The following is a 12,509-nucleotide window of genomic DNA, read 5'->3' on the forward strand; positions in this document are numbered from 1 at the left end:
GCTTCGTGCGTCGAGCACGTTCGTTCGTCGTTGCCGTTGCGACAGTGCTTGCCGTACTGGCCGGCACCGAGCAAGTCGTTTTGGCGGTCGGTCAATCCGCCGCTTCGACAGGAGACGCCCCGGATCAGCGCTGGGGCTCGGCGGCAGGGCGTAGCCACAAGGCATCAGCCACGTCGACCGACGCATCTGCCAAGGGCGGTCGCACTGGAGCCCTCGAGGGCGCGGGGGAGTTGCCGCCCGACGGCGAGTCGGGACTTGCCCGGCTGCCCAGCACACCCGAGCTGCCGCCCCCCGGGGCTGCGCAGGAGGTGCCCGTCCCGGAGACTCCAGAGGCGCGGGGCTTCGACGTCACGCACAGCAAGGAGCTGACGGGCAAGCGCGAGGAGCGGCAGCGTACCTATCTGAATCCGGACGGCACCTACACCACCCGCCACTACACCGAGCCGGTCAACTTCCGCGCCAAGGACGGCGGCTGGGAGTCCATCGACACCACCCTCGTCCCAGACGACGTCCCGGGACTGAGCGCGATGAGCGGGGACGACGAGGGTTGGGTGACCGCCTCGAGCGCGGCCCCGATTGAGTTCGCCGGGAGCGCCGACGCCGACCCGGTGATGCGCATCCAGGTCGGCGAGCAACTGGCCGTGGGCTATGGCGTCGCGGACGCTCAGGCTGCCGCCGGGCTGGCCGACGGCAGCGCCGTGACGTACGAGGGCGTGCGTCCCCACGCCGACCTGGAGTTCCTCGCGGGCGGTGACTCGGTCAAGGAGACCTTGGTCCTCAAGGACGCGGACGCGCCCACCGAGTGGAGATTTCCACTGGCCCTGGAGGGACTGACGGCGCGTCTCGACGACCACGGCGGCGTGGTGTTCACCGACGGCGACGGCACCGTGCACGCCTGGACACCGCCGGGCTGGATGGAGGACTCCAACCGCGCACCGGACTCCAACCAGGGCACGATCTCCTCCGGGGTCACCTACAGCCTGGACGAGGAGGAAAGCCGTCAGGTCCTGGTCGTCAGGCTCGACGAGGAGTGGCTCGGCGCTCCCGAGCGGGTCTTCCCCGTCCGCGTCGACCCCTCGGTGAAGTCCGTCGACGCGACGTCCGGGACCTACGTCCAGTACCCGTACAACACGAACTTCTCCACGGACACGGTGCTGAAGGTCGGCACCTACGACGGCGGCGGCCACAAGGCCGCGGCGTTCCTGCGCTTCTCCGGACTGGAGACCACGCTGAAGAACGCCTGGGTGCTGAACGCGGATCTCGCCCTGTACAACACCTGGTCGTACTCGTGCACCGCACGCCCGGTCACCGTCCATCCGATCACTTCGAACTGGTCGGAGTCGACGACGTCGACATATCCGGGGCCGTCGACGGGCGCGTCGCTGGCGTCGAAGAGTTTCGCCCATGGCTGGCGGCCGGAAGGAAGCACATCGTGGTCGTGCGGCCCGGCTTGGGAGAGCATCAAGCTCGGCTCGGCCGGTCGCAAGCTCGTCGATGACTGGACGCACGGCCGTAAGAAGAACTACGGCCTCGCGGTGAAGGCGTCCACCACTGACTCCCGGGGCTGGAAGCAGTTCGGCTCCGATGACTACACCAACGGCAAGCCCAGCCTCGACGTGACCTGGACCAAGTACGGCGCTACATACCAGCTCGGCGACTTCACCGCCCCTGTGACCGCTACCAGCCCGGGCATCCAGAAGGTCACCGTCACCAACCAGGGACAGCAGACCTGGCCGAAGGACGGCAACTACAAGCTGCGCTACTTCCTGTACGACTCCGCCGGTAACAAGATCACCGACAGCTCCAAAATCGCGTACACGAACATGCCGCAGGACGTCTCGCCAGGTGAATCAGTGACGGTGGACGCGAAGATCGCACCGCTGGAACCGGCCACCTACACCGTGCTGTGGACGATGACCGACTACGGGGTGACCCAGTTCGCCACCGAGGGAGTGCCGGGCGCGGCCGTGAAGTTCTCGGCTGTCAACATCCCGCCGCAACTGACCGCGGAATCCCCGGCCAGTGGGGTGACCGCCGACACCTTGACGCCCACGCTGTGGGCGAAGGGCACGGACTCCGACCACTACCCGAAGTCCGTGCTGGAATACACCTTCGAGGTGTGCGAGGTCGAAGGCAGCAACGTCCGCAAGAGCTGCCAGAAGGGCACCCGTACCTCCTCTCAGCAGTGGTCCGTGCCGTCTGGCTGGCTCCAGTGGGGCAAGACGTACGCCTGGTACGCGTACGTGTACGACGGTGCCGACAGCTCAGCCCAGCCCGGTGCGGCCCTGCTGACCACGCAGGTCCCGCAGCCCACCGTCACCGCCCACCTCGGTGGCGCCGACGACGGCATGGAGATCGGCAGCAGGGCGGGCAACTACGTCACCGCGGCCACCGACGCGGCAATCTCCACGGTGGGCCCGGAGCTGTCCGTCACCCGCACCTACAACTCCCTGGACCCCCGCCGGGACGGGATGTTCGGCGCGGGCTGGTCCACCCCGTGGGACATGCACCTGCGCGAGGAACCCGACACGTCGACCGCGCTGGCCACCCTGGCGGACGGCTCGCAGGTACGGTTCGGCCGCAACCCCGGCGGCAGTTACGTGGGCCCGCCGGGCGGCTCCCTCACCCTGGTCCGCCAGGAGGGGGAGGGCTGGGCCCTGCGCGAGCGGTCCGGGACGACGTACTACTTCATGTACACCGGTGTCCTCGCCCAGATCCGTGACTCCGCAGGCCGCACCCAGGCGGTCCGGCACGAGACGGAGGACGGCGGCCCGGTGAAGAAGGTCACCGACGAACTGTCCGGCCGCTCCCTGACCTTCAACTGGACGGGCAATCACGTCACCTCGGTGACGACCAGCGCGGTCGACGCCAACACCCCGAGCCTGACATGGAACTACACCTACAGCGGTGACCGGCTGACCAAGGTGTGCCCGCCTTCGTCGGCCACCCAGTGCACGGTCTACGAGCACGGCGACGGCTCCGCCTACCGCAGTGGCGTCCTGGACGCCGCGCCCACCTCCTACTGGCGCCTCGGTGAGCGCGAGGGCGCCACGGCCACCAGCGAGGCGGTCTCGCACACCGGGCTCAACGACGCCGTCCACCGCGGCGTCCAACTCGGCACGCCCTCCGCCATCGGCGGCACCACGGACACCTCAGCGGGGTTCGACGGCACGGACTCGGTGGTCGAGCTACCCGAAGGGACCCTGAAGGGCGCTGCCTTCCCGGCCGTCGAGCTGTGGTTCAAGACGACGACACCGTCCGCCGTCATCCTCGCCTCCCAGAACGCCGAACTGGGCGAGAAGCCGACCTCATGGCGGTCGCTGCTGAACATCGGCAGCGACGGCAAACTGCGCGGCCAGTTCTACCTCTCCGGTGTCTCCGCGGCCACCCCGATCGTGTCGCCGCAACCGGTGACGGACGGCCAGTGGCACCACGTCGTTCTGACCAGCGGAGCCAGCGCCCAGACCCTCTACCTGGACGGTGCACCAGTCGGCTCGCTCTCCGGCGCCCTGGCCGAGCAGTACCGTGGCTACGCCTACCTCGGCGCGGGCTTCGGCAGCACCGGCTGGACGGGCGGCCTGCCAGGCGGCACCTACCACTTCAAGGGCGAGCTGGACGAGGTCGCCGTCTACCATCACCCGCTGGACGCCAGGACCGTGGCCGAGCACTACGCGTCGAGGTCCGCGATCGGCCAGATGACGAAGGTGACCCTGCCGTCGGGCCGGGTCCACGCCACCGCCACCTACGACCCGGCAAGCGGGCGGCTCACCGAGCACACCGACGCCGACGGCGGCACCTGGAAGGTGTCCGCGCCCTCCTACTCGACCGCGTCCTCCTCCTACGCGGACACGATCCAGCGCAGCGGCCCCACCGGCTACTGGCGACTGGGCGAGCGGGGCGGTGCCGTGGCGGCCAGCCCGCTCGGCGAAGGACTGGCCGGGAGCTATCTGTCGGGCGTACGGCCGGGCAGTGCGGGCGTCTTCGCCGACGGTGACGACACCGCCGCCACCTTCACCGGCGAGGGGGCCATCGAGGTGCCCACGGAGTCGCTGGGTACGGGCACCTCCCTGTCGACCGAACTGTGGTTCAAGACCAGCGAACCCGGAGGCGTCCTGGTCACCCACCAGAACACCGCGTTCGGAGACACCCCGGCCGGATGGCGGCCCGTGCTGGTCATCGACTCCGACGGCAAGCTGCGCGGAAAGCTCACTCCCAGCGCCTCCAGCCTCCTGTCCAAGGAGACGGTGACCGACAACAAGTGGCACCACGTGATCCTGACCGGAAACGAGGGCATCCAGGCACTCTTCGTGGACGGCGAGTACCAGGGCTCCACCCGCACGGGCGTCGACACCACCCGCCACGCCCACGTGTTCATCGGCGGCGGCTACTCCTCCACCGGCTGGGACGGACAGGCGTCCGGTTACCGCGACTTCACCGGCCAGATCGACGAGGTCGCCTTCTACGACAAACCGCTGGTGACCTTCACCAAGACCACCAGCACCAGCGGCGAGCAGATCTGGACCTACGTTCCCTGGACGAACGTCGCCGGCGGCACGGACACACCCAACCGGCACTTCCAGGCCCGCAAAGCCCTCGTCACCGGGACGGGCGACCAGTACCAGGGCGTGACCGTAGCGGACGCGCCCGCCGCGTACTGGCGCCTGGGCGAGAGCGAAGGCACCGCTGTGCACAGCGAGACCGGCGGCACCGGCATGAACGCCACCTTCCGCCGCGAAGCAGGCTCCGTGTACCAGTCGACGCTCGACAAACCCGGCGTCTTCGGTACCGGCGACAACCGTGCCGTCCACCTCACCTCCGGCGGCCACGTGGAGATGCCCCCCTCCATCGTCTCCGGCGCCACCGACCTGTCGGCGGAGATGTGGTTCCGCACGAGCACGGCCTCCGGTGTGCTGATGAGCTTCCAGAACGCGCCCCTCGGTCAGACCCCGACGTCCTGGCGCCCCGTCCTCAACATCGACGGCGACGGCAAACTGCGCGGTGAGTTCTACCTGACCGGCGCATCCGGGGCCACCCCGATCGTGTCGCCACAGAAGGTGACGGACAACGAGTGGCACCACGTGGTGCTGTCCGGCTCCGGCACCACCCAGACCCTGTACCTGGACGGAGTCAAGGTCGGCTCCCTCACCGGTACCCGAACCGAACAGGCCGGTACCCACGCCTACGTGGGCGGCGGCTACGGAACGTCCAGCTGGATGGGCTTGCCCGCCGCCACCTACTACTTCAACGGCGACATCGACGAGGTCGCCCTCTACCGCACCGGCCTCACCGCCGACCAGGTCGCCTCCCACTACCGCGCCCAGGCGGAGTCGGCGGGATCCGGCCTGACGGCGACGGTGACGGTGACCGACCCGCAGCAAAAGACCCGCAGCACCAGCTACGACACCCTGCGCGGCCAGCGCGCGCTCACCCGGAAGGACACCACGGGCGCGGTCACCTCCTACGCCTACGACTCGGCGGGCAACCTGCACACGGTCACCGACCCCAACGGTCACGCCACGGTCACCGGTCACGACGCACGCGGCAACGCCGTGTCCACCACCACCTGCCGCGACGCCGACTCGTGCTGGACGAGCTTCGCCTCGTACCACCTGAGCGCCAGCGATCCGCTCGACCCGCGCAACGACAAGCCCTTGACCTACCGGGACCCGCGCTCCACCGACCGCAACGACACCCGCTACCGCACCGCGTACACGTACAACAGCCTCGGCCTGCCCACCAGCACCACCCGCGCGGACGGCAGCACGGCCACCACCACCTACACCACCGGCACGGAAACCGCGTTCGACGGCGGCACCACCCCGGCCGGTCTGGTCCTGAAGGAGACCGCGCCGGAGGGCGGCACGACCTCCTACCGCTACTTCACCAACGGCGATCTCGCCGAAGTGACCTCACCTTCCGGCCTGATCACCCGCTACACCTACGACGGGCTGGGCCGCAGGACGTCCGAAACCCAGATCTCCGACACCCACCCCACCGGTGTCACGACCACCTACGCCTACGACAAGGCCTCGCGGATCGTCACCGAGACCGGCGCCGCCGTGAAGAACGAGATCACCGGCACCAGCCACACCGCCCAGGTCACCCGCGCCTACGACGACGACGGCAACCTGCTCTCCGAGACCACCAAGGACACCACCGGCGGCGACACCGCGCGCACCACCACCTACCACTACGACGCACACGGCCGAAACGACAGCGTCACCGACGCCGAGCAGCACACCACCCTCTTCGAGCACGACGCGTTCGGCCGCGTCACCGGCCTGACCGACCCAGCGGGCACGCACTTCACCTACACCTACACAGCCCGCGGCGAGCACGCCACCACGGTTCTGGACGACTGGACCGGCGACCCGTCAGGCAGCGTCCGCGACCTGACCGTGGTCTCCAACGCCTACGACCCGGCAGGCCGCCTCGCCTCGACCACGGACGCCATGGGCGCCACGACCACCTACACCTACTTCGACGACGGCCTGCCCGCCAGCACGACCGCCAAGCAGGTCACCCAGGCCGACGGAACCCGCCACGACATCGTCCTGGAGTCCCTCACCTACGATGCGGCAGGCAACCTCACCCAGCAGGTGACCGGCGGCGGCACAACCACCGAGACGTTCACCGTCGACGCCCTGGGCCGCACGAAGACCAGCGTCCTCGACCCGGCGGGCCTCAACCGCGTCAGCACCTTCACCTACGACGGCGACGACCGGATCACGGAAGAGACCCAGTCGATCTCCGGCACCAAGAAGCTGACCACGACCGCCGACTACGACCCGGCGGGCAACCTCACCCAGCAGGCAGTCACCGACGGAACCACCACCCACACCACCACCCACACCTACGACAAGCGCGGCCTCCCGCTGACCACAGTCACGCCGCGCGGCAACGCGACGGGTGCCATCCCGTCCGCGTACACCACCACCTACCGCTACGACGCCCTGGGCCGCCTGGTCCAGGAGACCGCTCCGGAGGTCCAGGCGGAGGAGAACGGCGAGGCAGCCACGACGCTCCGGCCCGCGACCTGGACCGGCTACAACACCTTCGGCGAAGCCACCGAGACCAAGGACGCCCGCGGCAAGGTCACCCGCGTCGAGGTGGACCGCCTCGGCCGCGCGACCGCGATGACGCTGCCGGACTACACCCCTCCGGGCGTCGCGGCACCCCTGACGGCGACCACCCGCACCAGCTACAACACCCAAGGCCTCCCCGCCACAGCCACCGACCCGCTGGGCCGCGTCACCCACTACGGGTACGACCAGTTGGGCCAGCTGACCAGCCAGACCGACCCCGTCGCCGACGCCGCCGCCGCGGTCTCAGCCTGGCAGAACAGCGACCCGGACCTCCTCGCGGCCACCAGCGCGGACGGCGGCGGCGTCACCCGCTACACCTGGACGCCCACCGGCCTGCAACTGTCGGCCACCGACCCGACCGGCGCCCGCAGCGAGGCGACGTACGACGAACTGGGCCGCCAGCTCACCGCGACCGTGGTGGAACGCCGCCCGGCCCTCCAATACCTCACCAGCCGGTACACCTGGGACGACGCAGACAACCAGATCAGATCGACCACACCCGCCGGCCGAACGAACTCCGCCACGTACAACCCCGCGGGCGATGTGATGTCCCTGACCGACTCGGCGGGCACCACGCGCTTCGCCTACGACGGCCTCGGCCGCCGGACGGAGATCACCGACCCCACCAACCGCCGGACCACTACGACGTACGACGCCCTGGACAACGCCACCGCCACCACCGACTACGGCACCGGCACCACGGCACTGCGCACCACGAGGGCGGAGTTCGACGCCGACGGCAACCTCACAGCGGTCATCTCCCCCCAGACCCAGGCCCGTACGACCTACACCTACGACGCGCTCGGCCGGATGACCAAGCAGGTGGAACCCGTCTCCGAAACGGACTCGATCACGACGACGTTCGGCTACGACGCGGCAGGCAACCGCACACGCCTGACAGACGGCCGCGGCAACAGCACGCTCTACACCTTCACCAGCTGGGGCCTGCCGCAGTCCACGATCGAACCGTCCACCACCGCCCACCCCAACGCGACGGACCGGACCTGGACGACCGTCTACGACAAGGCCGGGCAGCCTGTCACCGAACTGCTCCCCGGCGGCGTCAAGCGCGAGCGCACCTACGACGCCCTGGGCCGCCTGACCCGCGAAACCGGCACGGGAGCCGAAGCGGCCACCACCGACCGCACCTTCACCTACGACCTGGCCGACCGCATGACATCCGCGGGTTCCGCCGACCCCGCCGCCGCGAACACCTACACCTACAACGACCGCGGCCAACTCCTCACCGCCTCCGGCCCCGCAGGCTCGGTCGGCTACACCTACGACGCCGACGGCCACATGACCGAACGGACGGACGCGAAGAACACCACCGTCTACGGCTACGACCCGGCAGGCCGCCTGGAGTGGCTGTGGAACGAGATGACCGGCGCGGACATCTGGTACGAGTGGGACGCGGCGGGCCGCCCGCTGATGGAGCAGTACGCCATCCAGCCGCCCGGCTCCCCGGACTGGGTCGAATCGGCCCGCCGATCGTTCGGCTACGACAGCCTGGGCCGCCTCACCGACGACATCGTCACCACCCCCGACGAGGCGACACAGATCGCCTCGACCACCTATGCCTACGACCTCGAAGACCGCCTGACCTGGAAGCAGACCTCAGGCACAGCGGGCGCCGCGGAACACGTCTACGGCTACGACCAGGCCGGCCGCATGACGTACTGGACGAAGGACGACCAGACCACCACCTACGCCTGGGACGCCTCCGGCAACCGCACCAGGGCGGGCGCCGCCACGGCAACCTACGACGCCCGCAACCGCCTGCTGTCGGACGGCACCTCCACCTACGCCTACACCGCGCGCGGCACCCTGGCCACCGTCGAGAAGGCGACGAGCACCCGCTCCCTCACCTTCGACGCCTTCGAACGCAAGGTGACGGACGGCACGTCGACGTACACATACGACTCCCTGGACCGAGTAGCGGCCAACGGCACGACGACGTTCCGCTACGACGGCGGTTCCAACAACCTCCTGGGCGACGGCACCACAAACTACAGCCGCACCCCGGACGGCTCCCTGCTGGCCAGCACCGACGGCACCACCGCCCAGTGGTCGGTGACCGACCAGCACACGGACCTGGTGGCGGGCCTGTCCATCGACGGCAGGACAGTCACCAGTTCCACGGCGTATGACCCCTTCGGCACGGTGACCGCCACCGACGGCACCACCCCGGCCGTCGGCTACCAGTCCGGCTGGACCGACCCGGAGTCGGGCGACGTGAACATGGCCGCCCGCTGGTACCAGCCCGGCACCGGCGCCTTCGCCTCCCGCGACACCTGGCTCCTGGACCCCAGCCCCTCCGCCCAGGCCAACCGGTACGGCTACGCCAACTCGGACCCACTCAACGGTACCGACCCAACAGGTCATGTATGCGCCTGCGGCGGCGGTAGCGTGTACGGCTCCAGAATCGTCGGCCAGCCCAGGGCACGGACCTCCACCCCGCACGGCACCGCCCCGAAGGGCAGGCACCGGGGGAACACCAGAGCGGGCTCGTCCGGCACCAGAAACACCGTGAACAGCCGCAACCAGGCCCGCAAGAACGCCGCCGAGATGCGCCGCCTGGAGACACGCCACTCCACGAGGAGCACTACCCGTTCCACCACCCGCAGCACAGGGACCACACGCCGCGGTTGCACGTACGGGTGCTCGACACCCACCTACCGCAGCCCAGGCACCACCCGCCCCACCGGTACGGGCCGCCCTAGCGGCACTCCCCGCACGGGCACGACCAAACCACCGAAGCCCTCGCCTCCCCAGAACCCGAACCGCGGCAAGAGCCCTGTACCGGCACCGACGCGCCCTGCCCCGAAGCCGCGTGTCGATATCGCTCACATTCAGCAACGGGCGCTGGACCGGGCGGTGCTCGTCGATAAAAAGAACCTTGCCGAGCTGTTCCTGTCAGGCGGCGAGACCACGTATGCGCCGCAAGACCAGATCATTCTTGAGGATCTCCAGGAGATGTTCCCGGAGATGTACGAAGATCCCGATCTGGGCTTTGGAACGTCTGGAGCAAACCCAAATTCCAAACGAACCAAAAACTCGTGCTCTCGCGACTTTCCATCCACTGATCCCTCCTTCTATTACGCCCCCATGACGCGGTTCGGGGAAGGTCCCGAGGACTGTCGGGCTACAGGGGCGATCGCATACATAGACGCGTATGATCTGAGGCCATGGCGACTGGATCCAAAATGGAAGCCTGCTGGTTACTTGGACCTTCCAGCCAGTAACCGTGCTGCCCTTCACCTAATCGGGAATCAGATGGGTGGAGCCAGAGATACTCTGCGGAATTTCGTGGCCGGTTATCAAACGCCCGCAAACTCTCCGCATATGCGAATGCTGGAAGACGAGATCACCGGGGCAGTGAAGGGAGGGCAGCGTGTTATATACGGAGTAATTCCCGTGTATAATGGGAAGAATAAGGCGATACCTACGGAGCTGGCGATGCGCGCCGTGGGAGATGGTGGGTTCCAGTTGGACTGCACCGTCTATAATCGACCATCTGGCGGATATACTTGTTCAGCGAGGTCATCCAGTGGAAAATCGTCGGTTCCATGAAATTTTGGGACAGTCGTCAGTAAATGGAGATGTTGAAAGGGACTGGCGTGCATTGGAGCGGCGCTTCGAGATAACTCTTCCAGACGACTATAAAAAATTTGTCAGCGCTTATGGCCCCGGCTGCGTGAACGATCAGTGGTATATTTTTCACCCGAGGGCCGGGCAGAATGACGAGGGGCTACGACTCGAGATTCTCTGGGAGCAAGCCGCCTACGCGTACTCCGAGCTGTCGCGAAATAATCCAGAAAGGTATCCGTACTCAGTTTTTCCGGAGCCTGCCGGGTGCGTTGCTGTCGCTCGATCGGTATCCGGGAACTGTGTCTTCTTGATGCCTCCGCATGATGCAGATGGCGAGTGGTCCGTTCTGCTGGACATGGGACAGTGGTTCGTGTTTCCAATGCAATTCACAGATTTTATGTGGAGGGCGTTGAGGGCAGAGCTCGATGTACCTGTGTTTGAGGGTGACCCCGTATTCGAGCCCATTGGTGGGATAGAGCCTCTATGAGGGACTAGTGACGTGAGTCAGAGGTTCGTCGTTGGTTTGGTGTGAATCGTCGTGGACCGAAGATCCCGCCGTTGTCGGTAACGGATGCCCAGCGGGCTGTGCTTGATAACGCTCGGAGGGGGGTTTGTTGGTGTACGCGGTGGCGGCTGGGCTGGGGTGTTGTGGGTTTGCTGAGAAGTCGGGTGGGCGGTGGGGTCGGGGTGGGTGGGGTGTGTGATCTGGGGTTATGTCTTGTGTGCTGAGCGGGACCGGGTTTGTTGTGGGTAGCTCTAGCGTGTAATGGTTCGGCGGGTGTTTGTACTGGTCAGGGCTGTTTGTGCTGGTGGGGTGGGGGTTAGCGGGTGCGGGGGCGGTGGTGGGTTTCGGCGAGGTGGTCGAGTCGTACGGCGTCGAGGGCGGCTTTGGTGATGCGTTCGGTGCCGTCGCAGATGGCGGTGATGGCGGCTTGGCGGATGAGTCGGGTGAGGGAGCCGATGCGGCCGGCGGTGCGCTGGTGGAGGTAGGGGGCGTGCCGGGGGAGGGTGCCGGGTTTGTGCCGGTGGAGGTCGAGGGCGTTTTCGATGTCGGTGATGACGTCGCGGAAGGGTTGGCGGGTGCCGTGGCGGGCGGGGAGGGGCCCGCAGGTGATGAGGGTGGCGCGTCCGGCGAGTTGGGCGCCGCGGGTGCCGGTGAACAGGGGGGTGTCGGTGACGTTGATGCCGGCGTAGACGAAGGTGGCGGCCAGGCGTTCGGTGAGGTCTTTCAACAGGTCGGCGGCTTGGGCGCCGGTGGTGGTGCGGGGGTTGAGGCGGTGGATCTCGTCGATGAGGACGAGTTGGACGCCGGCTTGGGTGTAGGTGTGGCAGACGGCGTCGGTGATCTGGGTCTGGGTCATGCGGGTGGCCACGGGGATGCCGAGGTAGCGGGCGAACTCGGTGACGAGGGTTTTCGCGGTGGCGCCCGGCGGGACGAGGACATACGCCACGGGTGCCGCGGCGTGTGCTGATCCGGGTGGTGCGGGGTTTTTGCGGGTGTGGGCGAGGTGGCAGGTGCGGCCGACGTTGAGCAGGGCGGTGGTTTTCCCTGCTGCGGCGGGTCCGGTGACGATGAGGGAGGGCCGGGCGGTGGTCTGCTGGTGGCGGCCGAGGATCATCAGGGTGCGGACCTGGGTGGCGAGCTGGCTGATGGCGGGGGTGCGGATGGTGACGAACGCGGAGTGGTAGGCGAGGCGCTCCTCAAGGCTGCGGGGTGGGTCTTCGGGGTGGGGTGGGGCGGGCGGGGTGGTGGTGGCGAAGCGCTGCCAGCCCTGCCAGGTGGTCAGGGGCCAGGACGGCTCGGCCGTGTTGTCGCTGCCCGCGTCGGAGGGT

2 protein-coding genes are annotated in these 12,509 nt (G+C 68.0%); one reads left to right on the top strand and one right to left on the bottom strand.

Annotated features, from left to right (window positions below):
* Nucleotides 1–5: 5 nt before the first annotated feature.
* Nucleotides 6–10,658 carry a LamG-like jellyroll fold domain-containing protein gene (locus ACFVQG_RS37235; RefSeq protein ID WP_383392691.1) on the top strand — a complete coding sequence of 3,551 codons (10,653 nt, stop codon included), beginning with the start codon at nt 6–8 and terminating at the stop codon, nt 10,656–10,658.
* Between the two features lie 839 nt (nt 10,659–11,497).
* Here ACFVQG_RS37235 and ACFVQG_RS37240 read toward each other — a convergent pair.
* Complete coding sequence (locus ACFVQG_RS37240) at nt 11,498–12,463, bottom strand: TniB family NTP-binding protein (protein ID WP_383392756.1); 966 nt, start codon at nt 12,461–12,463, stop codon at nt 11,498–11,500.
* Nucleotides 12,464–12,509 lie beyond the last annotated feature (46 nt).

This window comes from Streptomyces sp. NPDC057877 (assembly GCF_042796855.1).
Taxonomy (GTDB): Bacteria; Actinomycetota; Actinomycetes; order Streptomycetales; family Streptomycetaceae; genus Streptomyces.